The 25,221-nt window shown below is 62.7% G+C and carries 20 protein-coding genes; 17 read left to right on the forward strand and 3 right to left on the reverse strand.

Annotated features, from left to right (window positions below):
- The first annotated feature begins 34 nt into the window (after nt 1–34).
- The 14 genes from AC1Q6D_RS09395 (at nt 35) to AC1Q6D_RS09460 (ending at nt 17,594) form a co-directional block, all read left to right on the forward strand.
- Complete coding sequence (locus AC1Q6D_RS09395; RefSeq protein ID WP_103403090.1) at nt 35–1,447, forward strand: amino acid permease; 1,413 nt, start codon at nt 35–37, stop codon at nt 1,445–1,447.
- A 248-nt stretch (nt 1,448–1,695) separates the two neighbouring features.
- Nucleotides 1,696–2,181, forward strand: a complete 486-nt coding sequence (locus AC1Q6D_RS09400; protein WP_103403092.1) for a hypothetical protein — start codon at nt 1,696–1,698, stop codon at nt 2,179–2,181.
- 315 nt (nt 2,182–2,496) lie between these two features.
- Nucleotides 2,497–3,288, forward strand: coding sequence for an enoyl-CoA hydratase/isomerase family protein (locus AC1Q6D_RS09405; RefSeq protein WP_103403093.1), 792 nt, complete (start codon nt 2,497–2,499; stop codon nt 3,286–3,288).
- A 51-nt stretch (nt 3,289–3,339) separates the two neighbouring features.
- Nucleotides 3,340–4,500: an acyl-CoA dehydrogenase family protein gene (locus AC1Q6D_RS09410; protein ID WP_103403094.1), complete on the forward strand. Its 1,161-nt coding sequence runs from the start codon at nt 3,340–3,342 to the stop codon at nt 4,498–4,500.
- Nucleotides 4,501–4,517: 17 nt separating this feature from the next.
- Complete coding sequence (locus tag AC1Q6D_RS09415; RefSeq protein ID WP_103403095.1) at nt 4,518–6,617, forward strand: acetate--CoA ligase family protein; 2,100 nt, start codon at nt 4,518–4,520, stop codon at nt 6,615–6,617.
- Between the two features lie 10 nt (nt 6,618–6,627).
- Nucleotides 6,628–8,235, forward strand: coding sequence for a 5-guanidino-2-oxopentanoate decarboxylase (locus AC1Q6D_RS09420; protein ID WP_103403096.1), 1,608 nt, complete (start codon nt 6,628–6,630; stop codon nt 8,233–8,235).
- A 30-nt stretch (nt 8,236–8,265) separates the two neighbouring features.
- Nucleotides 8,266–9,456, forward strand: a complete 1,191-nt coding sequence (locus tag AC1Q6D_RS09425; RefSeq protein WP_103403097.1) for a pyridoxal phosphate-dependent aminotransferase — start codon at nt 8,266–8,268, stop codon at nt 9,454–9,456.
- Nucleotides 9,449–10,864: an aldehyde dehydrogenase family protein gene (locus AC1Q6D_RS09430; RefSeq protein ID WP_103403098.1), complete on the forward strand. Its 1,416-nt coding sequence runs from the start codon at nt 9,449–9,451 to the stop codon at nt 10,862–10,864. Before AC1Q6D_RS09425 ends, AC1Q6D_RS09430 begins: the two co-directional genes overlap by 8 nt.
- Before the next feature lie 101 nt (nt 10,865–10,965).
- On the forward strand, nt 10,966–12,567 hold the full coding sequence (locus AC1Q6D_RS09435) for an ABC transporter substrate-binding protein (RefSeq protein ID WP_103403099.1): 1,602 nt from the start codon (nt 10,966–10,968) through the stop codon (nt 12,565–12,567).
- Nucleotides 12,568–12,732: 165 nt separating this feature from the next.
- Nucleotides 12,733–13,692 carry an ABC transporter permease gene (locus tag AC1Q6D_RS09440; protein ID WP_103403101.1) on the forward strand — a complete coding sequence of 320 codons (960 nt, stop codon included), beginning with the start codon at nt 12,733–12,735 and terminating at the stop codon, nt 13,690–13,692.
- Nucleotides 13,693–13,695: 3 nt separating this feature from the next.
- Entirely contained in the window at nt 13,696–14,523 is an 828-nt protein-coding gene (locus AC1Q6D_RS09445; protein ID WP_103403102.1) for an ABC transporter permease, read from the forward strand.
- 2 nt (nt 14,524–14,525) lie between these two features.
- A complete protein-coding gene (locus AC1Q6D_RS09450) occupies nt 14,526–16,172 on the forward strand; it encodes an ABC transporter ATP-binding protein (RefSeq protein WP_103403103.1) in 1,647 nt (548 codons plus the stop codon).
- Nucleotides 16,173–16,181: 9 nt separating this feature from the next.
- Complete coding sequence (locus AC1Q6D_RS09455; protein WP_103403104.1) at nt 16,182–16,886, forward strand: NAD(P)H-dependent oxidoreductase; 705 nt, start codon at nt 16,182–16,184, stop codon at nt 16,884–16,886.
- 255 nt (nt 16,887–17,141) lie between these two features.
- Nucleotides 17,142–17,594 carry a YMGG-like glycine zipper-containing protein gene (locus AC1Q6D_RS09460; RefSeq protein ID WP_103403106.1) on the forward strand — a complete coding sequence of 151 codons (453 nt, stop codon included), beginning with the start codon at nt 17,142–17,144 and terminating at the stop codon, nt 17,592–17,594.
- Here the strand turns inward: AC1Q6D_RS09460 and AC1Q6D_RS09465 are convergent.
- From AC1Q6D_RS09465 to AC1Q6D_RS09475, 3 genes are read right to left on the reverse strand one after another with little or no spacing between them, the layout of a single operon-like run.
- A complete protein-coding gene (locus AC1Q6D_RS09465) occupies nt 17,584–18,627 on the reverse strand; it encodes a DUF2955 domain-containing protein (protein ID WP_103403107.1) in 1,044 nt (347 codons plus the stop codon). The genes AC1Q6D_RS09460 and AC1Q6D_RS09465 overlap by 11 nt on opposite strands.
- Nucleotides 18,617–19,738, reverse strand: coding sequence for an HlyD family secretion protein (locus AC1Q6D_RS09470; protein WP_103403108.1), 1,122 nt, complete (start codon nt 19,736–19,738; stop codon nt 18,617–18,619). The genes AC1Q6D_RS09465 and AC1Q6D_RS09470 overlap by 11 nt, the downstream gene beginning before the upstream one ends.
- Nucleotides 19,735–21,288, reverse strand: coding sequence for an efflux transporter outer membrane subunit (locus tag AC1Q6D_RS09475; RefSeq protein ID WP_103403109.1), 1,554 nt, complete (start codon nt 21,286–21,288; stop codon nt 19,735–19,737). The genes AC1Q6D_RS09470 and AC1Q6D_RS09475 overlap by 4 nt, the downstream gene beginning before the upstream one ends.
- 238 nt (nt 21,289–21,526) lie before the next feature.
- Between AC1Q6D_RS09475 and AC1Q6D_RS09480 the strand changes: the two genes are divergently transcribed.
- The 3 genes from AC1Q6D_RS09480 to AC1Q6D_RS09490 all read left to right on the forward strand — a co-directional run bounded on the left by AC1Q6D_RS09480 (nt 21,527) and on the right by AC1Q6D_RS09490 (nt 25,217).
- Nucleotides 21,527–23,530, forward strand: coding sequence for an aminotransferase class I/II-fold pyridoxal phosphate-dependent enzyme (locus AC1Q6D_RS09480; RefSeq protein ID WP_103403110.1), 2,004 nt, complete (start codon nt 21,527–21,529; stop codon nt 23,528–23,530).
- Between the two features lie 24 nt (nt 23,531–23,554).
- On the forward strand, nt 23,555–24,343 hold the full coding sequence (locus AC1Q6D_RS09485) for a transporter substrate-binding domain-containing protein (protein WP_103403111.1): 789 nt from the start codon (nt 23,555–23,557) through the stop codon (nt 24,341–24,343).
- 160 nt (nt 24,344–24,503) lie between these two features.
- A complete protein-coding gene (locus AC1Q6D_RS09490) occupies nt 24,504–25,217 on the forward strand; it encodes an ABC transporter permease (RefSeq protein ID WP_103403113.1) in 714 nt (237 codons plus the stop codon).
- Nucleotides 25,218–25,221: the final 4 nt, after the last annotated feature.

Here is a 25,221-nt window from a genome sequence, read left to right on the forward strand (position 1 = left end):
CGCTGCGCACCTCACTGACTGCTGAGGTGCCGACATGAGTGAACACATCGACCGTAAAGGCATCCAACTGACCCGTGCCCTGAAAAGCCGGCACATTTTCATGCTGTCCCTGGGGGGCGTGATCGGCACCGGCCTGTTCATGGGCTCCGGCGTCACCATCAACCAGGGCGGTCCGGTGGGGGCGATTCTGGCCTACCTGGTCGCCGGTTTCCTGATGTATCTGGTGATGGTCTGCCTGGGCGAGCTGTCGGTGCAGATGCCGGTTTCCGGTTCGTTCCAGACCCACGCCACCAAATTCATCGGTCCGGCCACCGGTTTCATGATCGGCTGGGTGTACTGGATGAGCTGGGCCACCACCGTGGGCCTGGAGTTCACCGCTGCCGGCATGCTGATGACGCGCTGGTTCCCGGCGGTGCCGATCTGGTACTGGTCAGCGCTGTTCGTGGTAGTGCTGTTCGGCATCAACGCCATGGCCACCCGCGCCTTCGGTGAGGCCGAATACTGGTTCTCGGGGATCAAGGTCGCGGCGATTCTTGGTTTCATCGTCGTTGGTGTGCTGGTGATCTTCGGCGTGATGCCGCTGAGCAGCGGTGCGCCCGCGCCAATGGCGACCAACCTGATCGGCGACTCACTGTTCCCCAACGGTCTGTCCGCCGTATTCGCGGTGATGATGACCGTGGTCTACGCCTTCCAGGGCTGCGAGATCATGGGCGTGGCCGCCGGCGAAACCGACCAGCCGGAAAAAAGCATCCCGCGCGCCGTGCGCAACGTGGTGTTCCGCGTGCTGATTTTCTATGTGCTGGCGATTATCGTGCTGTCGGCCATCGTGCCGTGGCAGCAAGCAGGCCTGATGGAAAGTCCGTTTGTGCAGGTGTTCGACATGGTCGGCATCCCCTATGCCGCGGACCTGATGAACTTCGTGATCCTCACCGCGATTCTGTCGGTGGGCAACTCCGGCCTCTACGCCTCGACCCGCATCCTCTGGGCGATGTCGAAAACCGGCATGGCGCCGAAAAGCCTGTCGCCGCTGAGCAAGCGTGGCGTGCCGTTGCGCGCCTTGAGCATCACCCTGTGCTTTGCGCTGGTGTCGCTGCTGACCAGTTTCATCGCGGCTGACACCTTGTTCATGGTGCTGATGGCGGTGAGTGGCATGTCCGGCACCGTAACCTGGATTGTCATCGCCCTGGCGCAATACAAGTTCCGCAAGGCCTACCTGCGTGACGGCGGCAAACTCAGCGACCTGAAATACCGCGCCCCGTGGTTCCCGGTATTGCCGCTGATGTGCATCACCCTGTGCTGCTCGCTGTTCGTGTTCCTGGCCCTGGATGAAACCCAGCGTCCTTCGCTGTACTGGGGCTTCGGCTTTATCGCCCTGTGCTACGGCGCGTACTTCCTGCTCCATCGCAAACGCGAGGCGGTGCTGGCACCGAGTTTGCCAAACGCTTAATTCACTTTCTCCAGCACATCCCCCTGTGGGAGCGAGCCTGCTCGCGATAGCGGTGCGGCAGTCAGCAGCGATGTTGAATGTCCTGCCGTCATCGCGAGCAGGCTCGCTCCCACAGTTGTTCCAAGCGATTAGCCGTTGGTCGCGACTGTCAGAACTGACAGTAGATTGCATCGAATCTCCACAGCCTAATGATGCGGTATTCGTCGGTATGCCGTACGAAAGTTAAATCAATCAGGAAGGAGCGCCCAATGGACAGCAACCGCATCAGGAACGGTGACTTCACAACCGGAAACTTCGAGCATTGGACAGTGAGCGAATTTGACGGTACAGCGAAAGTCTTGAGGGATGGAGATGGCTACAGGGCCAGAATCACTTTAGGTAAAAATGAGTCGGTACTACTCGTCACTGAAAGGTTCTCGATCAGACGACCAGCATTCAAACTGTCCCTTGAAGCTTCCATGCCAGAACCCGTTGATGAAGACGCTGGGACCACGTTGTATTGCACACTCGCCGGTTACGGGCCTTCGCTACCATTCCCAATCATATTAACCATTCCTTTCACTTTGTCTGGAGTCAGCGAAGGATTTGAATACATGGGCGAAATGCGGTCAGCGGTCACTGAGGTGCAATTCACCATTGCGCTGGCACCTGTATCGAATCCGAAAGCGGTCGGACCGATTTACATCGACAATGTGAAGTACACCGTGGATCTTTCGGATAAATCGGTTAGTTAAATCAGTTCCATCGTCAGTTCCGCCAACATCACCCTCAAACGCGATGACCCCCTGTGGGAGCGAGCAAGCTCCCACAGGGGGGAGAGCGCTCGGTTAATCCGCTACAGACCTCCTGTCACCAGTTGTTCGAAGTTGTAACAACGCCAGCGACTCATGCTCGCGAATCTGAAAATAACTCAATAAAAACAATGTGTTAGTTAGTTTATGAGCTAGTTACAGCCCATTTCCTCACCGATTGCCGGCTTACTGAACACTCGTTTAGTATGGCCTCAAGTCGCAACACCTCAAGACAAACAAAATAATTCGAGGACCCGCATGACTACTCACGATTCTCAGCTCAGTCAGGTCGAAGCAGGCGTTGCCTGGATCACCCTCAATCGCACGGCTCAGCGCAATGCGCTGGACATCCCGACGCTGAAAAACCTTCACGCCTTGCTCGACACGTACAACGCTGATCCAGCGGTACGCGTGGTGGTATTGACCGGTAGCGGTCGCAGTTTCTGCGCCGGTGCCGACCTTGATGAGTGGGCCGAGGCCGAAGCCCGTGGCGCGCTGGAAACCTACGGCTGGACCGAAACCGCCCATGCCCTGATGACCCGCTTGCACAGCCTGGAAAAGCCGACCATTGCCGCCATCAATGGCACCGCCGTCGGTGCCGGGATGGACCTGACCCTGTGCTGCGACCTGCGCATTGCCGGTCAGTCAGCACGCTTCAAGGCCGGCTACACCAGCATGGCCTACTCGCCGGACGCCGGTGCCAGTTGGCACTTGCCACGCCTGATCGGCACCGAGCAAGCCAAGCGCCTGTTGTTCCTCGACGAACTGTGGGGGGCCGATCGCGCCCTGGCCGCCGGGCTTGTCGGTGAAGTCTGCGCCGACGATCAATTGCAGGCCGTGGCCAGCGAACTCGCCACACGCCTGGCCGCCGGGCCGACCTTTGCTTTTGCCCAGACCAAAAAACTCATGCGCGAAGGCGCCGACTGCAGCCTGCCCGAGCAGCTGCAAGCGGAACTGGCCGCCGGCCTGCTCTGCGGGCGCAGCGAAGACGGCAGCGAAGCGCTGCGCGCCGCCATGGAAAAACGCCCGGCGCGCTTTATCGGTCGCTAAGCCCGACCCGCCTCGCCAACCACACTTTGCAAACGAACACAGGTAGCACCCATGAATTTCCAACTGACCCAAGAACAAGAAATGTTGGTGGACTCGGTACGCAGCTTCGTCGAGAAGGAACTGCTGCCCTATGAAACCGAAGTCGATCGCGCCGACGAAGTCTCCCCGGAGCTCGCCGCGCAGATTCGCGGCAAGGCCATTGCCGCGGGCTTCTACGCCTTCAACATGCCCGAAGAGGTCGGTGGTGGCGGTCTGGACTACCTGTCCCAGGCGCTGATCGAGCGTGAGCTGTCGAAAGTCTCCTGGGCACTGCACGTGTTCGTCGCACGGCCTTCGAAAATTCTTATGGCCTGCACCGGCGACCAGATCAACGATTACCTGTTGCCGTGCATCCAGGGCGAGAAGATCGACTGCTTTGCCCTGACCGAACCGGGTGCCGGTTCCGACGCCAACGCAATCAAGACCCGCGCCGTGCGTGACGGTGACGACTTCGTCCTCAATGGCAGCAAGCACTTCATCAGCCACGCCGGCCACGCCGATTTCGCCATCGTCTTCGCCGTCACCGACACCTACGAGCACAACGGCAAGAAGCGCAACGCCGTGACCTCGTTCCTGGCCGATCGCAACACCCCGGGCATGACCATCCGCCGTGGTCCCAAGTGCGTGAGCAACCGTGGTTACCACACCTTCGAAATGTTTTTCGACGACTGCCGCGTACCGGCCTCCAAGGTGCTCGGTGAAGTCGGCAAGGGCTGGGACGTGGCCAACGCCTGGCTGACCGCCGGACGGGTGATGGTGGCGGCCAACTGCGTCGGCCAGGCGCAACGGGCGCTGGACGTCTCGCTGCAATGGGCGGCGGACCGCAAGCAATTCGGCCAGCCCATCGGAACCTACCAAGGCGTGTCGTTCAAGTTGGCGGACATGGCCACGCAAATTCGCGCGGCGGAACTGCTGACCCTGCACACCGCATGGAAAATGGACCAGGGCACCATGACCGATGGCGAGGCTGGCATGGCCAAGCTGTTTGCCAGCGAAGTGCTGGGTCGTGCGGCCGATGAAGCGGTGCAGATTTTCGGCGGCATGGGCCTGATGGATGAAGGTCCGGTGGAGCGCATCTGGCGTAACGCGCGGATCGAACGGATCTGGGAAGGCACCTCGGAAATCCAGCGCCACATCATTTCCCGCGAGCTGCTGCGGCCGCTGTTGCGCTGATCGCCCGGAGAATTTCCATGTCCCAGACTATTCGTGACAACCTCAAACGCATGCTCGCACCGCGCCACGTGGCGTTCGTTGGCGGCCGCAGCATGGCCCGTGCCCTCAAGCGTTGCGCCGAAGGCGGCTACCCAGGGCAGATGTGGCTGGTCAACCCGCAGCACGAGAGCCTCGAAGGCGTGCCTTGTGTGCGTAGTGTGGCCGACCTTCCGTGCGGCCCGGACGCGGTGTTCATCGCGACCAACCGCGACCTGACCCTGACCTGCGTGGCCGAACTGGCCGCCATCGGTACCGGCGGCGCGATTTGCTATGCCTCGGGTTTTGCCGAAACCGGCGCCGAAGGCCAGGCCCTGCAACAGCAACTGCTCGAAGCTGCCGGCGACATGGCTTTGCTCGGCCCCAACTGCTACGGCCTGCTCGACTACCTGCACAGCTGCGCGCTGTGGCCGGTGGCCCATGGCGGCAAAGCGGTGGAGAAGGGCGTGGCGGTGCTGACCCAGAGCGGCAACTTTGCCTACAACCTGTCCATGAGCGACCGCTCGCTGCCCGTGGCTTACATGGCTTCGGTCGGTAACCAGGCGCAACTGGGTGTGGCCGAATTGATGGACGTGCTGCTCGATGAGCCACGGGTCACCGCCATCGGCCTGCACCTGGAAGGTTTGAAGAACGTACCGGGGTTCGCCCGCGCCGCGCACAAGGCGCTGGAAAAGGGCGTACCGATCATCGCCTTGAAAACGGGCGTGTCGCAGATCGGCGCCGAGCTGGCCCTGAGTCACACCAGTTCGCTTTCCGGCTCCGACGCGCTGTACGACGCGCTGTTTGCACGCCTCGGCGTGATCCGCGTCAGTGGCCCGGTGAGCTTTGTCGAAACCCTGAAAGCCGCGGCCTGCGGCAACCTGCCGGCGGGCAATAGCCTCATCGCCCTGGCCTGCTCCGGGGGCGACGCCGGGCTGATCGCCGACTACGCCGAACGCAATGAACTGGCGCTGCCCAAGCTCGACGCGGGTCAAACCGGCGAGCTGGCGCAAGTGCTGCCCAGCTACGCCAACCTGGTCAACCCGCTGGATTTCACCACGGCGATCTGGGGCGATGGCGAGGCACTGAACCGCATGCTCGACAGCGCCCTGCGCACCGAAGCCGATGCCGCGATGCTGGTGCTCGATTACCCGTCCGAGTTCACCGGCGAACGCAAGGAATGTGACCTGCTGCTGGACCTGTACTGCAAGGCGCTGGAGCGCCACGGCAAAACCGGTTTCGTTACCTCGGCCTTTCCCGAGTTGCTGCCGGCCCATGCTCGCGAGCGTTTGCACGAGCAGGGCGTGGCCGCATTGCAGGGCGTTGAAGACGGCCTGGCAGCCTGGGGCCGCATCGCCAATTACCAGCGTAACCGTCAGACCTTGTTGGCCCTGGGTGAGTCGGCGCTGGTGCCGCTGTGCCCGCAAGCGCTGCAAGGCGAGGGTCGTTTGCTCAACGAATGGGATTCCAAGCAAGCCTTGCGCGAATTCGGCCTGCCCACCCCCAACGGCGTACTGAGCTCTCCGGACCGGGCACTGCAGGACGCCAACGCCCTGGGTTATCCGCTGGTGCTCAAAGCGGTCAGCGCCCAATTGCCGCACAAAACCGAGGCCGGCGCCGTGGCGCTGAACCTCAAGGACGACGCGGCACTGAGCGCGGCACTGGAAAAAATGCGCGCGAGTATTGCCGCGTACGCACCCGGGGTGGCGTTCGATCAGTTGTTGCTGGAGCCAATGGCCAAGCCGCCACTGGCCGAACTGATCGTCGGCATCAAGCGTGAAAACGACTTCGGCCTGGCGCTGGTGATGGGTGCTGGCGGCATTCTGGTGGAGCTGCTCAAGGACAGTCGCAGCCTGTTGCTGCCGACCACTGACGGGGCCATTCTCCAGGCCTTGCTGAGCCTGCGCAGCGCGGCATTGCTGCAAGGCTTCCGTGGTCGCGAAGCGGCAGATCTGGACGCGCTGGTCGCGGCGATCCGCGCCGTGGCCGACTACGCCTGCGAAAACGCTGCGCAACTGCTCGAACTCGATGTGAACCCATTGTTGGTCGGTGCCCAGGGCACGACCGCGGTCGATGCGTTGATTCGCCTCGGCCATGAATGAGGAACTGAACATGCAAAGCAAAACCTTGACCGGTGGCCAGGCGCTGGTGCGTCTGCTGGCCAACTACGGCGTCGACACTGTGTTCGGCATTCCCGGCGTGCACACCCTGGAGCTGTATCGCGGCCTGCCCGGCAGCGGCATTCGGCATGTGCTGACCCGTCATGAGCAGGGCGCCAGCTTCATGGCCGACGGTTATGCGCGGGTCAGCGGCAAACCTGGCGTGTGCTTCGTCATCACCGGCCCCGGCGTGACCAACGCCGCCACCGGCATCGGCCAGGCCTACGCCGACTCGATTCCGATGCTGGTGATTTCCAGCGTCAACCACACGGCCAGCCTCGGCAAGGGCTGGGGCATCCTGCACGAGTGCCAGGACCAGCGCGCCATGACCGCGCCTATCACCGCGTTCTCGGCCGTGGCCCTGACTGCCGAAGACCTGCCGGAACTGGTTGCCCGTGCCTACGCGGTGTTCGACAGCGAACGTCCGCGCCCGGTGCACATCTCGGTGCCGCTGGACGTGTTGTCGGCGCCTGTCACCCGTGACTGGAGCAACGACGTGGTGCGTCGCCCGGGTCGCGGTACGCCTGCAGCCACCGCGCTGGATCAAGCGGTCGCCAAGCTGCATGGCGCCAAACGTCCAATGATCATCGCCGGCGGCGGCGCGCTGAATGCCGCTTCGGAGCTGCAAGAAATCAGCACCCGACTGGCCGCGCCGCTGTTCACCAGCGTCGCCGGTAAAGGCTTGCTGCCACCGGATGCAACACTCAATGCCGGTTCGTCGCTGTGCGTGGAGCCGGGCTGGAACCTGATCGCCGAAGCCGACGTGGTACTGGCGGTCGGTACGGAAATGGCCGACACCGATTTCTGGCGCGAACGCCTGCCTCTCAATGCCGAACTGCTGCGGGTGGACATCGATCCGCGCAAGTTCAACGACTTCTACCCATGCGCCGTGGCGTTGCACGGTGACGCCCAGCAAACCTTGGCCGCCGTACTCGAACGCCTGTCGCCGGATGTCCGCGACGCCGGTGCCGCGATTGCCAAAGTGGCGGCACTGCGTGAAGCCATCCACGCCGGTCATGGCCCGTTGCAGCAGATCCATCAGGCGATCCTGCAGCGCATCGCCGCCGAACTGCCGGCCAACGCCTTCATCAGCACCGACATGACCCAACTGGCCTACACCGGCAACTACGCCTTCGCCAGCGAGGCTACCCGCAGCTGGTTGCACCCGACCGGCTACGGCACCCTGGGTTACGGCCTGCCGGCCGGTATCGGCGCCAAGTTCGGTGCACCGCAACGACCGGGCCTGGTGCTGGTGGGCGATGGCGGTTTCCTCTACACCGCGCAGGAACTGGCAACGGCGGTCGAGGAGCTGGACAGTCCGCTGGTGGTGTTGCTGTGGAACAACGACGCCCTTGGGCAGATTCGTGACGACATGATCGGGCTGGATATCGAGCCCATCGGCGTGCTGCCGCGCAACCCGGATTTCGCCGCGCTGGGCCGTGCCTTCGGCTGCACCGTGACGCAGCCGCAGAACCTTGCGGAACTGCAAACCGACTTGCGCCACGGCTTTAATCGCAACGGCGTCACCCTGATCGAACTCAAGCATGCCTGCGTTCGCTGATATTCAACCTTTACTGGAGGGAATAGGGCCATGCGCTTTTCCGATCTGACTCAACGCATCGCCGGTGACGGCGCCGCCGCCTGGGACATTCACTACCGTGCGCTGGCCATGCTGGAGCAAGGCAAGGACATTTTGCTGCTGTCGGTCGGCGACCCCGATTTCGATACGCCGCAACCCATCGTCCAGGGCGCCATCGACAGCCTGTTGTCCGGCAACACCCACTACGCGGAGGTGCGCGGCAAGCGTGCCCTGCGTGAAGCCATCGCCAAACGCCATCGGCAACGCAGCGGTCAGCGAGTGTCGGCGGATCAGGTCACGGTACTGGCCGGGGCGCAGTGCGCGTTGTTCAGCGTGGCCCAGTGCGTGCTCAATCCCGGCGATGAAGTGATCGTCGCCGAGCCGATGTACGTCACTTACGAAGCCGTATTCGGTGCTTGCGGGGCCAAGGTCGTGCCGGTACCGGTGCGTTCGGAAAACGCCTTTCGCGTCCTGCCAGAAGACGTCGCCGCCCGCATCACGCCACGTACCCGCGCCCTGGCGCTGAACAGCCCGCACAACCCGTCGGGTGCGAGCCTGCCACGCAGCACTTGGGAGGCCTTGGCCGAACTGTGCATCGCCCACGATCTGTGGCTGATTTCCGATGAGGTCTACAGCGAGCTGCTGTTTGAAGGCGAACACGTCAGCCCGGCGAGTCTGCCGGGCATGGCCGAGCGCACCGCAACCCTCAATAGCCTGTCGAAATCCCACGCCATGACCGGTTGGCGCGTGGGTTGGGTGGTGGCGCCGCTGTCTTTGTCCGCGCACCTGGAAAACCTGGCGCTGTGCATGCTCTACGGCTCGCCGGACTTTATCCAGGACGCCGCAGTGGTCGCGCTGGAAAGCCAGTTGCCGGAACTGGAGGCCATGCGCGAAGCCTATCGTCAGCGCCGTGATCTGGTGTGCGAAAGCCTGGCCGATTGCCCCGGCGTGCGTGCTCTCAAGCCCGATGGCGGCATGTTCGTGATGGTCGATATCCGCGAAACCGGCCTCAGCGCCCAGGCATTTGCCGACCGTCTGCTCGATCGCCACGGCGTATCGGTGCTGGCAGGCGAAGCCTTTGGCCCGAGCGCTGCCGGACACATTCGCCTCGGGTTGGTGGTGGGGGCGGCGCCGTTGCGCGATGCCTGCCAGCGCATCGCCCGTTGCGCCCAGGAACTGATGGAGGCTCAGGTTCATGCTTGATCACAAGGCACTGTTTATTGAAGGACGCTGGCAAACCCCGTCGGGGCAGGGCGTCGCCGAGGTCATCAACCCGGCCACCGAAGAAGTCGCCGGACGCGTGCCCCTGGGTGATGAACGCGACGTCGACAACGCCGTGGCCGCTGCCCGTCGAGCCTTCGGGCCATGGTCGCGGACTCCGTCCAGCGTGCGTGCCGGTTATATCCGGGCGCTGGCCGAGCAATTGCGCGCCCGCGCCGATGAAATGGCCGCCGTGATTACCACTGAACTGGGTATGCCGGTGCAATGGTGCCGTTCGGTGCAGGTCGACGGGCCGATCATTGGCCTTGAGCAGTATGTCGAACTCGCCAGTTTGATGGATGAAGTGCGCGAAGTCGGCAACTCACTGGTGATCCGCGAAGCCGTCGGTGTGTGCGCGTTCATCAACCCGTGGAATTACCCCCTGCACCAGTTGATCGGCAAACTCGCGCCAGCCTTGGCCGCCGGTTGCACGGTGGTGGTCAAGCCGAGCCAGGAAACGCCGCTGCACGCGTTTCTGCTGGCGCAGATGATCGAGGATATCGGCCTCCCGGCCGGGGTCTTCAACCTGGTCAGCGGGCCGGGCTCCAAGGTGGGTGAGGCGCTGGCCAGGCACCCGGACGTCGACATGGTGTCGTTCACCGGTTCCACCGGCGCGGGCGTGCGCGTTGCGCAAGCGGCAGCGCCATCGGTGAAGCGGGTGTGCCTGGAGCTGGGCGGCAAGTCGCCGCTGCTGATCGCCGAGGACGCGGATCTGGCCGCAGCGGTGCGTTACGGCGTACAGGACGTGATGATCAACTCCGGGCAGACCTGCACCGCGCTGACGCGCATGTTGCTGCCGGCCAGTCGTTATGCCCAAGCGCTGGAGATCGCGCTGGAGGAGACCCTGAGCCTGCGCATGGGCGACCCGCTCGATCCGCAGAGTTTTCTCGGCCCGATGTGTTCGGCAGGGCAGCGCCGCACCGTTGAGGATTACATCCGCCTCGGTCAGTCCGAAGGCGCGCGGTTGCTCTGCGGTGGCGATTCGGCGCCGGACTTCGAGCGCGGCCATTACGTTCGTCCGACGCTGTTCGCCGATGTCGACAACCGCATGCGCATTGCCCAGGAAGAAATCTTTGGCCCGGTGCTGTGCCTGATTCCTTATACGGATGAAGCGCAGGCGATCCAGATCGCCAATGACTCGCCGTTCGGCCTGTCCAGCGGCGTCTGGGCCGCCAGCAGCGAGCGCGCCTTGCAACTGGGGCGGCAACTGCGGGCGGGCCAATGTTTCCTCAATGGCGCGGCCTTCAACTATCAGGCGCCGTTCGGCGGCTACAAACAATCCGGCAACGGACGGGAGTGGGGGGAAGAGGGACTGGGCGAATTCGTCGAAGTGAAGGCGATCCAGGTGTGACGGTTAACGATTCAAAGGTTGTTCGCACCGGGCCATGGCCCGGTGTTTCGCGTGGTGGATTTGAACGGGTATTTCCTTAGCTTTCAATCAGGGGCAATGCAATGAGCGATAACAAAAACAAGATTACTCAAGCGAACCATGAATTCAGCTTTCCTCGCCGTGACTTTCTCAAGTACAGCGCGACTGCCGCAGCGATGGCCGGCGCGTTCTCCATGGGCCTGCCATTGGGCGCCATGGCGGCCGAGGCAACGCCGAAACCCGGCGGCGTGCTGCGTCTGGGACTGGCCGGCGCCAGCACCACTGACTCGAAAGACCCCGGTTCCTGGGTCGATACCTTCACCTTTGTCGGTTTCTCGGCGATCTATAACACCCTGACCGAAATTGCCGTCGACGGTTCGGCCATCCCCGAACTGGCTGAAAGCTGGACCTCGACCCCGGATGCCCGGGTCTGGACCTTCAAATTGCGCCAGGGCGTGACCTTCCACAACGGCAAGACCCTGACCGCCGACGATGTGGTCGCCTCGATCCAGCATCACCTCGGGGAAAAATCCAGTTCGGCGGCCAAGACCGTATTGGGCGACGTGGCGAAGGTCAGCGCCAACGGCAGCGACAGCGTGGTGTTCGAGCTGCATTCGGGCAACGCCGACTTCACCTACGTGGTCGCCGATTACCATCTGGTGATCATGCCGAGCAAGGACGGCGTGCCGGACTGGCAGGCCGGTATCGGCACCGGTGGTTATCGCCTGAAGAACTTCGAACCGGGGGTGCGCATGACCCTGGAGCGCAGCCCGGACTACTGGAAAGCGGGCCGGGCGCACTTCGCCAGCGCCGAACTGATCGCCATCGGCGATGGCGCCGCGCGAATCAACGCGCTGGTGACCGGGCAAGTGGACGTGATCAACAAGGTCGACCTGAAAACCGTGGCCCTGCTCAAGCGCAACCCGAACCTGGTCATTGAAGAAACCAAGGGCGCGCAGCACTACACCTTCCCGATGCTCACCGACAGTCCGGTGTTCCAGAGCAACGACGTGCGCATGGCGATGAAGCACGCGATCAACCGTGAAACCCTGCTGTCCTCGGTGCTGTACGGCTATGGCCTGGTGGGCAACGATCACCCGATCCAGCCTGGCAGCCGCTTCATCAACACCGCGCTGGAACAACGCAGCTACGATCCGGACAAGTCGCGTTTCTACCTGAAAAAGGCCGGCATGGATTCGCTCAAGGTGCGTCTGCAAGCCTCGGACGCGGCGTACACCGGCGCCGTCGATGCCTCGGTGCTGTTCAAAGAGCAGGCCCGTGCTGCCGGGATCGATATCGATGTGGTACGCGAGCCGGCCGATGGCTTCTTCTCCAACGTGTGGATGAAGCAACCGTTCACCACCTCGTTCTGGTACAGCAGCCTGACCGCCGACCGCATGTTCAGCATCGGTTACGCCAAGGGCGCGGCATGGAACGAAACCCACTGGGATAACCCGCGCTTCAATCAACTGCTCAACGCCGCCCGTGGCGAAATGAACGACCCGCTGCGCCGCGAGATGTACAACGAAATGCAGTCGCTGTGCCGGGATGACGGCGGGGCAATCGTGCCGCTGTTCGCCAGCTCCGTGGCGGCGCGCTCCAACCGCGTAGCGCATGGCGGGCAGACCGCGCCCTATGGCGAGCTGGATGGGCTGCGCGTGATCGAGCGCTGGTGGCAGGCGTAACCAATAGTCGAAGCAATGAAAATCCCTGTGGGAGCTGGCTTGCCAGCGATGGCGCCGGCACAGTCAACATTGATGGTGAATGAGCTACCGCCATCGCTGGCAAGCCAGCTCCCACAGTGGACATTTGCAGTCTTCAAAGGCGTGCCCAATTCAAGGAACTGCACGATGAGAAGTATTTTCAAGCTGTTGGCGCAGCGTTTGGCATTGGGGCTGTTATCGCTGTTTGCGGTGTCAGTGATCATTTTTCTCGCGGTCGGCATGCTCCCGGGCGATATCGCCCAGGCCATGCTCGGCCAATCCGCCACCCCGGAAACCGTGGCGGCGTTCCGTGCGCAACTGGGACTGGACCTGCCGCCGCTGACCCGCTTCGGGCACTGGATCTGGAGCCTGTTGCAAGGCGACCTCGGTGTATCCCTGGCCAACCAGCGTCCGATCTCCGAACTGGTGGGCTCACGGCTGGGCAACACCTTCAGCCTGGCGCTGCTGGCGGCCCTGGTGTCGGTGCCGTTGGCGCTGCTGTTGGGGATGCTCGCGGCGTTGTACCGCAACAGCTGGTTCGACCGTTTGCTCAACACCTCGGCACTGAGTGCGGTGTCGTTTCCCGAGTTCTTCGTCGCCTACATCCTGATCCTGGTGTTTGCGGTAAAGCTCAACTGGTTCCCGAGTATTTCCAACCTGGCGCCGGATGCGTCCCTGGGCACGATTCTGGAGCGCTCGGTGCTGCCCGTGGCGACCCTGAGCCTGGTGGTGATCGCGCAGATGATGCGCATGACCCGCGCCTCGCTGATCAACCTGCTGGCCAGCCCCTACATCGAAATGGCCCGGCTCAAAGGCATCAGCCAGTCGCGGATCATCTTTCGCCATGCCTTGCCCAACGCCCTGGCACCGATTGTCAACGTGGTGGCGCTGAACCTGGCGTACCTGGTGGTGGGCGTGGTGGTGGTCGAAGTGGTGTTCGTCTATCCCGGCCTGGGCCAGTTGCTGGTGGACTCGGTGGCCAAGCGCGATATCCCGGTGGTGCAGGCCTGCAGCCTGATCTTCGCGGCGACCTACATCCTGCTCAATACCAGCGCGGATGTGCTGTCGATTGCCAGCAACCCACGCTTGATGCATCCAAAGGGGTAGACCATGAGCTTGCTTAAACAATTGGGCCGGGCGCCGCTGAGTGCCAAATTCGGATTGCTGGTCATCGTTGTGTACATCCTGGTGGCGCTGTTTGCTCCGGCACTGGCGCCCTTCGGCGAAACCCAGGTGGTGGGCGAGGGCTTCGCGCCGTGGGGCGGGCAATTCCTGTTGGGCACCGATAACCTGGGGCGCGACATGTTCAGCCGCCTGGTCTACGGCGCGCGCAACACCCTGGGCATTGCCTTCCTCACCACCGTGCTGGCGTTCCTCCTCGGTGGCTTGAGCGGCCTGGTCGCGGCGATCAAGGGCGGTGCGATCGATCAGGGGTTGTCACGGGTGGTGGACATCCTGATGGCGATCCCGCAGCTGATTTTTGCCTTGCTGATTCTCAGTGTGGTCGGCACCACCGCGACCTCGTTGGTACTGGTGATCGCGCTGCTGGATGCGACCCGGGTGTTTCGTCTGTCCCGGGCGGTGGCGATGAACGTTGTGGTGCAGGACTTCGTCGAAGCGGCGCGCCTGCGGGGTGAAGGCCTGTGGTGGCTGGTGACCCGCGAAGTGCTGCCAAACGCGGCGGCGCCGTTGATTGCCGAGTTCGGCCTGCGCTTCTGCTTTGTGTTCCTGTTCATCAGTGCACTGTCATTCCTCGGTCTGGGCATTCAACCGCCTACCGCCGACTGGGGCAGCATGGTGCGTGACAACGCCGTACTGATCACCTTTGGCGACATCAGCCCGTTGCTGCCCGCCCTGGCCGTGGCGTTGATCACGGTCAGCGTCAACTTCGTCGTCGACTGGATGCTTCACAAATCCAGCGGCCTCAAGGAATGCTGAACATGACGACCTCCAAACCTTTGCTGGAAATCCGCAACCTGCACATCGAAGGTCACTACGAAGACGCCTGGCATCCGCTGATCAAGGGTATCGACCTGACCCTGCAGCGCGGCGAAGTGCTGGGGCTGATCGGCGAGTCGGGAGCAGGCAAGTCGACCCTCGGTCTGTCGGCCATGGGCTATACCCGAGACGGCTGCAAAATCACCGGCGGCTCGGTGCATTTCGACAGCATCGACCTGCTCAAGGCCAAGCCCGAAGCCCTGCGCAAGTTGCGGGGCTTGCGCATCGCCTACGTCGCACAGAGCGCGGCCGCTTCGTTCAACCCGGCCCACCGGCTGATCGATCAGCATGTCGAAACCGCCGTGATCAATGGCGGCATGAGCCGTGCCCAGGCCATGACCGAAGCCGTGGAACTGTACCGCGTGCTACGCCTGCCCGATCCCGAGCAGATCGGCCAGCGTTATCCGCACCAGGTTTCCGGCGGTCAATTGCAGCGGGTGATGACGGCGATGGCCATGGCTTGCCATCCGGACCTGATCATCTTCGACGAGCCGACCACCGCGCTGGACGTCACCACCCAGATCGAAGTACTGGCGGCCATTCGCGATGCAGTGAAAACCTACGGCAGCGCCGCGATCTACATCAGCCACGACCTGGCGGTGGTGGCGCAGATGGCGGACCGCATCATGGTGCTGCGCCACGGCAAACTGGTGGAAGAAGCCGAAACCCGCAAGATGCTCGGCGATCCGCAGGAGGACTACACCAAGTCGTTGTGGGCGGTACGCAGTTTCCGCACCGAACCCAAGGCGTGCCCGCAGCAGGAGCAACCGTTGCTGGAACTGCGCAACAGCTGCGCCAGTTACGGTCGTCAGCCGGTGCTGCATGACGTTTCGCTCAAGCTGTACCGTGGCCAGACCCTGGCAGTCATCGGCGAGTCCGGCAGCGGCAAAAGCTCCACGGCACGACTGATCACCGGTTTGCTGCCGCCGACCTCGGGCCAGGTGCTGTATGACGGCCTGCCACTGCCGGCGGACTTTCGCCAGCGCAGCAAGGAGCAGCTGCGGCGCGTCCAGATGATTTATCAGATTCCCGACACAGCGCTGAACCCACGCCAGCGCATCGTCGATATCATCGGTCGCCCGCTGACGTTCTACTTGGGACTCAAGGGCAAGGCCCTGCGTGCGCGGGTGGCCGAATTGCTGGAAATGATCGAACTCGACCCAGCCACCTTCATGGAGCGTCAGCCTCGGGAGCTGTCAGGTGGGCAAAAGCAACGGGTGTGTATCGCCCGGGCACTGGCGGCCGACCCGCAGTTGATCATCTGCGATGAAGTCACCTCGGCATTGGATCAACTGGTGGCCGAAGGTGTGCTCAAACTGCTCAATCGTATTCAGCAACAGTTGGGCGTGGCCTACCTGTTCATCACCCACGACGTCGCCACCGTGCGCGCCATTGCCGATGAGGTGCTGGTGATGCAACGGGGCAGGGTGGTCGACCACGGCTCACGCAGCAAGATCTTCACGCCGCCGCACCAGGATTACACCGGACTGCTGTTTTCGTCCGAACCGCAAATGGACCCCGACTGGCTCGACCGCTTGCTGGCCAGCCGCGCGCTCCCGAATTCAAACCCTACGCTGGAAAAAGTCTAAGGAATCACCATGAAAGTACTGATCGTCCACGCTCATCCAGAGCCACAATCCTTCACCGCGGCCTTGCGCGATCAAGCGGTCGCGACCCTGGAAGCCCAGGGCCATGAAGTGCAGGTCAGCGACCTGTACAAAATGAACTGGAACCCGGTGGCCAGCGCCGATGACTTCTCATCGCGGGAAAACCCCGAGTATCTGGTGTACGCCCTGGAGCAACGCCTGGGAGTGAAAAGCCAGTCGCTGGCGGCCGACATCCAGGCCGAGCTGGACAAACTGCTGTGGGCCGACCTGCTGATCCTCAACTTCCCGATCTTCTGGTTCTCTACCCCGGCCATCCTCAAGGGCTGGATCGACCGGGTGCTGGTGTCCGGCATCTGCTACGGCGGCAAGCGTTTCTACGATCAGGGCGGTTTAGCCGGCAAGAAGGCGCTGGTGACGGTGACCTTGGGCGGCCGCGAACACATGTTCGGCGATGACGCGATTCATGGTCCGCTGGAAGACATGTTGCGGCCGCTCTTGCGTGGGACCTTGGCTTACGTTGGGTTTGATGTGCTGGAGCCGTTTGTGGCCTGGCATGTGCCGTACATCAGCGATGAAGCGCGTCAGCAGTTTCTGGTGGATTACAGCCAGCGGCTGCAGCACCTGAGTGATGACCTGCCACTCGTGTTTCCAAAGCTCTCGCAGTTCGACGAGAAGCTCTATCCGCTGCCCAAATAACACCACTAGACCTGTACGAGCTGGCTTGCCAGCGAATGGGCCGGCCCCTGTGACATCGATGCTGCCTGACCTGACGCCATGGCGAGCAAGCTCGCTCCCACAAGGGGAATTGGGGTTCGCATCAACGGCACCGCCACCCGGCCGGCCTGGAGGCGGTCGCGGTGCAAGGGGTCGGAAATTGCATGCTCATGGAGGTTGGCGAGGAGGGCTGATCTACACTCTCTGAGGGCCACTCGCGCCCATCCGGAGGACATCATGAACAGATTGTCGCCCATCGGCCTGTGCGTCGTATTGTCGGTTTTCAGTGCCCAGGGTTGGGCACAAACGGTCGTACCGATGAAGGGCCAGAATTCGCAACAGACCCAACTCGACATCAATGAATGCAACAGCATCGCCGCCAGTAGTACATCGACGACCTCGACGCCTTCCGGTGGACGGGTCAAGGGCGCGGCGGCGGGGGCGGCCGCCGGGGCCACGGCGGCGCAGGTTCGGGGAAACCAGCATGACGAGATATATGATCGCGTCGATGACAATACCAAGCAGGATTACCGGCAGAATCGCGCCAAACAGACGGCCGCCGCAGGTGCCGTCGTCGGTGGTTCGCGCCAGCGTCAGGAGCGGCGTGCCCAGGAGAAAACCAACGCCTCGACCACGTCCACCGCTTATACAAGCTGTCTACAGGGCAAGGGGTATCAGGTTAATCCTTGAGCAGCTGCTGATTCGCGATGATTTTTGTGGCTGGTCGCTGATCGAGCCAATGCACCATCACACACGCATACAGCGTCACCGCGATAAACAGCCCCATGCGAATCGCGAACGCGGTGTACACGTCCTTGCCCAACAGGCTGTCCTGAACCGACTGCCCCAGCAGGATAATCAGCGTGACCAGGGTATTGAGCCAGAAGCCCGGACTCAACCGGCCCGGGCTCAGGCCATAGAGCTTGCGCGCCAGGACCAGGGCGAACAGCAGCATCCATAGAAAGAACATCCACAGGTGTACGAAAAAGCTCAGGGCGCTCCAGAACAGGATCGCCAGCAGCCCGCCGAGCAAGGTCGAGCCAATCAGCTCGCGGGCGGCGTCGCGGGTATTGGTGCTGGAGCTCTGCTGGCCGAGGCTGACGGCTTTGAGGACGATGGGCAAGTAGCTGGCGGGATCGATCAGCGCCAGCAGAAAGGTCGGCATCACGATCAGGGTGGCCCGTAGCGCCACCCGGTCGACGTCGGCCTCCGGTAGTGTGGCGGCGGGCGGCGGCGCTGGGGCATTCTCCGGTTCGGGGAACAGCCAGTGGCTGAATGCGCCGATCATCACCGCCAGCAGCAAGCCACAGATCAGCGCCTTGATGACCATCGCTGCCAGACCGAAGTCCGCGACCCCGGCCGAGGGGATCATGGTCAGGCCGATCACCAGAAAGGTCACCACCAGGTTGTTGCCGCCGCGCAGGCCATATCGAAAAACCATGAGCAGGCCAAGACCGATCAATAGGACGCCACTGAAGGCGTAATACCGCAGCACCGGGATCAACAGCAGGCCGATGCCGGTGGTTAGCATCGCGGTCACCGCCAGTACCAGGGCTGCCTTGAATGGCAACGGACGATTCAGGCTGACCAGCAGCAAGGCACCCAGCACCGGCGCCAGGAACGGGATCGGCAACGCCAGGCCGAAACTCGCGGCCAGGCACAGCGCGGTGCCGCTGGCCAGGCGCAACGCGCGCTGAACCCGTGGCGGGCGTTTAGTAGGCATAGGACAGCCAGCTCATCAGCCACAGAAACATCCGGCCCAGAGGGTTGAGGACATTGCCCTCGGACGGAAAGGCCATGACCTCGGCCTGGCCGCCGGCGCGAATGGCACGGTTGTCCTTGAGCATGGCCAAGGCGTCCGGCGAGAACTCGATGACCACCGGAAAACGCTGGGCCGGACGCAACCAGTCGCGACTGTTCTGCACCGTGGGCAAGCTGCCGGGTGCAGTGGGCTGACCGACACTGACCCCATAACCGATACTGCGCACGCGCCCGGCAAACACTTCGCCGGGCAACGCATCCAGTGCGATCAACACCGGGCTGTCTGGGCGCATCAGGCCGAGGTTGTTTTCGGTCATGTCGGCGCTGATCCAGACATCGTGGATCGCAATCAGGGTCATCACCGGGTTGCCCGCCGCCGCGAACTGGCCGACGTCGGTACGCAGGTCGGTGATCAAACCGGCTGAGCGTGCATGGACCTGAGTGTTGGACAGATCCAGTTCAGCCTTCGACAGGGCGGTTGCGGCGCTGCGCAGCAGGGCGTTGGACTCCTCATTGCCGCCTTCCTGCTCGCGGGCGCGCTGGACTTCGGCGCGGGCGGCGGCGACCTGGCTGACGGCCTGTTCGCGGTTGGCGCGGGACACTTCCAGCAGGCGCACGGAAATGGTTCCGGGGTCCTGGCGATACAAGCCTTCCAGCCGTTGGTTGTCCTGCGTGGCCTTGAGTTCGTTGGCCTGCGCCGCGCGCAAGTTGGCTTGCGCCGAGGCGATGCCGGCGGTGCTGGCGCCGACCTGACGACGGGTGGACTCAAGGTCCGCCCGGGCCCGGTCGACTGCGATCTGATAGGGCTGCGGGTCGATCTCGAAAATCACGTCGCCGGCCTTGACGTCCTGGTTGTTGCGCACGTTGACGCGGATCACCCGGCCGGAGACTTCCGCCGCCACCGGAATCACAAAGGCACCGACCCGTGCCTGTTGCGTATAGGGCGTGAAGCGGTCAGCCAGCAGATACCAGGCCAGGCTCACGACGATCACCAGCAAGACCCATTTCACGCCTTTTTTCGTCGAGTCGGCGGCGGGGTCCGCTGCCGGCGGGGTGGAGGCGGCTTCACTCATGGTTTTTTACCTGGTTGGGCAAGGGGGGAGACGGGCTGCTCGGCCGGGGGCTCGTTCAGCAGGTCGCCCCAGTCCGTGCGTTGTTCCATTTGTTGGCGCGTGGCCGCGTCGACCCTGGGCTGGGCGCTGTACCAGCCGCCGCCCATGGCCTTGTACAGGGCGATCACATTACTCACCGCGTCGCCTCGACTGAGCAGGTAGCTGTCCTGCAGTTCGAGCAGCGCACGCTGGGCATCGAGCACCCGCTGGAAATCCGAATAGCCTTCGCGGTACAGGATGACGGCCAGGTCCAGCGAGCGTTTGGCCGCGCCTTCGGCCTCGCGCAGGATGCGTTCGCGCTGCAAAGCATGGGTCAAGCCGTTGGCAGCATCATCCGCTTCGCGAGCCGCCTGACGCACTTTGTCACGGTAGGCCTCGATCAATTGCTGCAAGCGCGCATCCTGGACCCGCACGTTGTTGCTGATACGGCCATGGTCGAACACGTTCCAGCGCAGACTGGGTCCGCCGATCAGATCAAAACTGCGCGACGTACCGCTCAAGGTATCGGTCGACCAGACAATGCTGCCCAGCAACGACAGCGACGGATAGAAATCGCTTTCGGCCACGCCAATCAATGCGGACTGCGCGGCGACATTCAGTTCGGCGGCGCGCACGTCCGGGCGGCGCAACAGCAGATTGGCCGGCACGTCCTGCAACACGGCACGGTCCACCAACGGAATCAGCCCGGTGCTCTGGACGACCAGCGGCAGTGCGCCGGGTGGTTGCCCGATCAACACGGTCAAGGCATTGCGGGTGCGCGATATCTGGTCTTCCAGGCCGGGGATGGTGCTCAAGGTGCCGAGGTATTGGGTCTTGGCCCCCTGCAGGTCGAGCTCGGCGGTCTGGCCGCTTTTGAACAGCTTTTCGGTGATCTCGTAGTTGCGTAGCTGCTGTTTCGCGTTTTCCCTGGCCACGCGCAGGCGCGCTTCGGTGGTGCGCAGGACAAAGTAGGTGTCCGCCACTTGTGCCCGCAGCAGCACCAGGCCGTCTTCATAGTTGGCCTCGGCGGCGAAGTAGCTGGCGTCGGAAGACTCGATGGCCCGGCTGAAACGGCCCCAGAAATCCAGTTCCCAACCGATATCGAACCCGGCGCTGTGCTGCCAGAACTGGCTGTCGACCGGGTTGTTGCCCCCGGATTGATGGCGGTCGACGTACACACTGTCGGCGGCGACCTGTTGCAGTTGCGGGTAACGTCCGCTCTGGGCGATGCCCAACTGCGCGCGAGCTTCCATCACCCGCAGGCCGGCGATCTTGAGGCTGGAATTGTGCGCATCCGCGGCGGCGATCAACTGGTCGAGCACCGGGTCGGCAAAGACTTGCCACCACTGGCGGATGTCCGGTTGCAGGGCGCGTTGGCTGGCGTGCTCGATCGCCGGGGTGTTCCAGTGATCGACCCAGGCCTCGCCCGGCGGCTGAAAGTCCGGCCCCAACCTTACGCAACCGCCGAGAGCGAGCACGCCGCAGAGCAATAGCCGGGCGGGTCGCGTCAGCAGGGAAGCATTTGATTGCATTGGCAGTTTTCCGACCGGGGAACTTCACAGGAGCATAGTCGCCCGGCTGCCTTCTGCATGCCCGGATTGGCCTGTACGCAAAAACGCCGCGACTGTCGCAAAAACGACCTGTTTACGCTGAACGCGAACCTTGATCAGTATTCTGTTGAACGAGTGTTCAGCTTTGGCTATGTTCGTTCGACCTTCTCTCCCGGCTGGTTGCGGGCTTGCGTTTCTTCATTTCGAACGAGGCACTGGCATGCGGTTTTCACCCTTTGTTGAGCGGATCTCAGGTCAAGGTGTTGCAGCCTGGGATATTCACAATGCGGCGTTTGAAGCACGGCGTTGCGGCGAGGATGTGATCATCCTCAGCGTCGGCGACCCGGATTTCCCCACCCCTGATTTCATCACCGACGCCGCCATCCAGGCGCTGCGCGAAGGTGATACCCACTACACCGAGATCGCCGGTCGCCTGGCCTTGCGCGAGGCCATCGCCGCACGCTATGGCAAGCTGTTCGACCGTGAGCTGCAAGCGTCAAACGTGATTACCGTGGCCGGTGCGCAAAATGCTCTGTTCGTTGCCTCGATGTGCCTGCTCAGTGCCGGCGACGAAGTGATCGCCCTCGATCCGATGTACGTGACCTACGAAGCCACCCTCAAAGCCTCCGGCGCCACGCTGGTGCGGGTGCCCTGTGCGGCGAGCGACGATTTCCGCCTCGACGCGGCAGTGCTGGCCAAGGCCATTACTCCCCGCACCCGGGCGATTTTCTTTTCCAATCCGAACAATCCCACTGGCGTGGTGCTCAACCGCGAAGAGTTGCAAGCGATCGCCGACCTGGCCATCGCCCATGACCTGTGGGTCGTGGTGGATGAGGTCTATGAGAGCCTGGTGTTCGAGCGCGAACACCTGAGCCTGGCCGCCTTGCCGGGCATGGCCGAGCGGTGCGTGGTGATCGGCAGCCTGTCGAAGTCCCATGCCATGACCGGCTGGCGCATCGGCTGGATCGTGGCCGATCCCGCACTGGTGGCGCATGCCGAAACCCTGGTGTTGAGCATGCTCTACGGCTTGCCGGGGTTTGTCATGGAAGCTGCGCTCAAGGCCGTGCAGGCCCACGACGAAGTGACCCACGGCATGCGCGACATTTATCGCCGTCGGCGCGATCTGGTGGTGGCGGGTTTATCGGATTGCCCGGGGATTGACGTGCTCAAACCCGACGCCGGCATGTTCGTGTTGCTGGATGTGCGCGCCACCGGCCTGACGTCGCTGGAGTTCGCCTGGCGCCTGCTGCGCGAGGCGCGGGTATCGGTACTGGATGCCGCGGCCTTTGGCGAACCGGCGCAAGGTTTTGTGCGGCTGTCGTTCACCCTCGGTGAAGAACGCCTGGCGGAGGCCTGCCAGCGGATTCGCGATTTTGTGCGGGTGCTCAACGGTGAAGCGCCCCGGCCGATCATCAGCCCCGAGCCCCCTTCGGCGGTGGTCGAACCGGTCGCGGGACGCACCATGATTCAGGTCGAACAGCTGCACAAGCGCTTCGGCAATATCGAGGTGCTCAAGGGCGTCTCCCTGACGGCCCGCGAGGGTGAGGTGATCTCCCTGATCGGGGCCAGCGGCTCGGGAAAAAGCACCTTGCTGCGCTGCATCAATATGCTCGAAGTGCCGGATCAGGGGCGGATTCTGGTGGACGGTGAAAGCATTCACCTGAACCACACGCGGCCTGGCGCACCGTTGGTGTCCGATGCCAAGCAGCTTGTGCGCATCCGCTCAAGCCTGGGCATGGTGTTCCAGAACTTCAATCTCTGGCCCCATCGCACGGTGCTGGAAAACCTGATCGAAGCGCCGACCCAGGTCCTGCGCGAAAGCAAAGCCGAGGCCACTGAACGGGCCGAAGCCTTGCTCGAACGCGTGGGGCTGGCGGCCAAGCGCAACGAGTACCCGGCGTTTCTTTCCGGGGGACAGCAACAACGGGTGGCCATCGCCCGGGCCCTGGCCATGCGGCCCAAGGTCATGCTGTTCGATGAACCCACCTCGGCACTCGACCCGGAACTGGTCGGGGAAGTGCTGCGGGTGATCCGCTCTCTCGCCGAAGAAGGCCGGACCATGATCCTGGTGACTCATGAAATGGCCTTTGCACGCGATGTCTCTTCCAAAGTCGCCTTTCTGCATCAAGGGCTGATCGAGGAAACCGGTTCGCCGGACGAAGTGTTCGTACACCCACGCAGCGAGCGCTGCCGACAATTCGTCAACGCTCATCAAACTCGCTAACACATAAAAAGACGGGAATACATCATGGGAAATCGACGTTTTGCACACTGGTTGACCGGCGCGGCCTGCGTATTGCTCGCAGGCATGAGTGCGGCCCAAGCGCAGCCCATCAGGTTCGCGGTCGCCGCCGAACCCTATCCGCCGTACACCGAGAAACAGGCCAACGGTGAGTGGAAGGGCTTTGAAGTCGACCTGATCCACAAGCTGTGCAGCGAAATGAAAGCGCAATGCGAGATCAAGGAAGTGGCGTGGGACGGGATCATTCCGTCGTTGCTGGCGAAGAAGATCGACGTGATTTTCTCTTCGATGTCGGTGACCGAGGAGCGGGAAAAACAGATCGCCTTCAGCAAGGCCTATTACGACTCGGTTGTCGCACTGGTCGGGCCGAAGGGCACTGCCGTGACCCAATACCCGGATGACCTCAAGGGCAAGACCATCGGCGTACAGAACTCGACCGTCAGCGCCAGCTACCTGAAGACCTACTACGAAAAAATCGCCGACGTTAAGTACTACGACACCCAGGACTCGGCTAACGCCGACCTGATCGCCGGGCGTATCGACTTGATGATGGCCGACGGCACGGCAATGGCGTCTTTCGTCAAGACCCCGGATGCCATTGCCAGCAACCTGGCCTACCTCGGCGCGGTGCCTTACGACCCGATCTTCGGCAAGGGTGTAGGCGCCGGCCTGCGCAAGGACGACACCGAACTGAAGGCCAAACTCGATACGGCGATCAAAGCCCTGCTGGCAAGCAAGGACTATGACGACCTCTCCCAAAGCTACTTCGGTACCAGCGTGAAACCGACGTTCTGACGGCAACACCCAACTCCTGTAGGAGCGAGCTTGCTCGCGATGAACGCAAGAGCGACGCGGTTCGTCAGAGAAGCCGCATCATCGTTAACGATTTTCGCGAGCAAGCTCGCTCCTACAGGGATCACGTCAGTTGGTTGATGTTTGCTAACCGGAGAGTGAAATGCCAGCAATGTTCGATTTGATCAATTTCACCGAACAAGGATGGGGCGGGGCGCTGCTCAAGGGACTCTGGATGACCCTGCAGATTTCGGCGGGGGCTTTTGTGGTCGGACTGGCGATCGGCCTGGTCGTGGCCTGCCTCAAGTTGGGCGCGCCCAAGCCGATTGCGGCCGTGGCGCGGGTCTATACCACGCTGTTCCGGGCGGTGCCGGAGTTGTTGCTGATTCTGCTCCTGTACTACGTCGGGTCCATGTTGCTCAATTCGCTGATGGCCAGCCTCGGTTACGACGCGGTAAACCTGAGCGGTCCGCTGGCGGCGATCCTGGTGCTGGGGCTGGTGCAGGGGGCTTACGCCTCGGAGATTTTCCGGGCGGCCATCCAGGCGATTCCCTACGGTCAGATCGAATCGGCGAAGGCTTTCGGCTTGCACGGCTTCGGGCTGTTCCGCCGCGTCACGCTGCCGATCATGGCGCCGTATGCGATGGCCGGGATGGCCAACCTGTGGATCAACCTGATCAAGGACAGTGCGCTGATCAGTGTGGTCGGCACCAACGAGTTGCTCTACACCGCCAAACAAGGCGCGGGTTCGACGCGTCACTATCTGTTGTTCTACCTGACGGCCGCCGCCTTGTATTACGCGGTGACGCTGGTGTCCAACTACCTGTCGGGACGGCTCGAGCGACGCATTCGTCGCTGGATGCCATTGGCGGAGTGAATGA

This window comes from Pseudomonas sp. MT92 (genome assembly GCF_058792515.1).

Coding starts and splice junctions, on each gene's coding strand:
- AC1Q6D_RS09455 (WP_103403104.1), top strand. CDS start 16,182: ATGAAAGTACTGATCGTCCACGCTCATCCAGAGCCACAATCCTTCACC.
- AC1Q6D_RS09480 (WP_103403110.1), top strand. CDS start 21,527: ATGCGGTTTTCACCCTTTGTTGAGCGGATCTCAGGTCAAGGTGTTGCA.
- AC1Q6D_RS09415 (WP_103403095.1), top strand. CDS start 4,518: ATGTCCCAGACTATTCGTGACAACCTCAAACGCATGCTCGCACCGCGC.
- AC1Q6D_RS09485 (WP_103403111.1), top strand. CDS start 23,555: ATGGGAAATCGACGTTTTGCACACTGGTTGACCGGCGCGGCCTGCGTA.
- AC1Q6D_RS09410 (WP_103403094.1), top strand. CDS start 3,340: ATGAATTTCCAACTGACCCAAGAACAAGAAATGTTGGTGGACTCGGTA.
- AC1Q6D_RS09440 (WP_103403101.1), top strand. CDS start 12,733: ATGAGAAGTATTTTCAAGCTGTTGGCGCAGCGTTTGGCATTGGGGCTG.
- AC1Q6D_RS09465 (WP_103403107.1), bottom strand. CDS start 18,627: ATGCCTACTAAACGCCCGCCACGGGTTCAGCGCGCGTTGCGCCTGGCC.
- AC1Q6D_RS09425 (WP_103403097.1), top strand. CDS start 8,266: ATGCGCTTTTCCGATCTGACTCAACGCATCGCCGGTGACGGCGCCGCC.
- AC1Q6D_RS09435 (WP_103403099.1), top strand. CDS start 10,966: ATGAGCGATAACAAAAACAAGATTACTCAAGCGAACCATGAATTCAGC.
- AC1Q6D_RS09475 (WP_103403109.1), bottom strand. CDS start 21,288: ATGCAATCAAATGCTTCCCTGCTGACGCGACCCGCCCGGCTATTGCTC.
- AC1Q6D_RS09470 (WP_103403108.1), bottom strand. CDS start 19,738: ATGAGTGAAGCCGCCTCCACCCCGCCGGCAGCGGACCCCGCCGCCGAC.
- AC1Q6D_RS09450 (WP_103403103.1), top strand. CDS start 14,526: ATGACGACCTCCAAACCTTTGCTGGAAATCCGCAACCTGCACATCGAA.
- AC1Q6D_RS09420 (WP_103403096.1), top strand. CDS start 6,628: ATGCAAAGCAAAACCTTGACCGGTGGCCAGGCGCTGGTGCGTCTGCTG.
- AC1Q6D_RS09445 (WP_103403102.1), top strand. CDS start 13,696: ATGAGCTTGCTTAAACAATTGGGCCGGGCGCCGCTGAGTGCCAAATTC.
- AC1Q6D_RS09460 (WP_103403106.1), top strand. CDS start 17,142: ATGAACAGATTGTCGCCCATCGGCCTGTGCGTCGTATTGTCGGTTTTC.
- AC1Q6D_RS09430 (WP_103403098.1), top strand. CDS start 9,449: ATGCTTGATCACAAGGCACTGTTTATTGAAGGACGCTGGCAAACCCCG.
- AC1Q6D_RS09405 (WP_103403093.1), top strand. CDS start 2,497: ATGACTACTCACGATTCTCAGCTCAGTCAGGTCGAAGCAGGCGTTGCC.
- AC1Q6D_RS09395 (WP_103403090.1), top strand. CDS start 35: ATGAGTGAACACATCGACCGTAAAGGCATCCAACTGACCCGTGCCCTG.
- AC1Q6D_RS09400 (WP_103403092.1), top strand. CDS start 1,696: ATGGACAGCAACCGCATCAGGAACGGTGACTTCACAACCGGAAACTTC.
- AC1Q6D_RS09490 (WP_103403113.1), top strand. CDS start 24,504: ATGCCAGCAATGTTCGATTTGATCAATTTCACCGAACAAGGATGGGGC.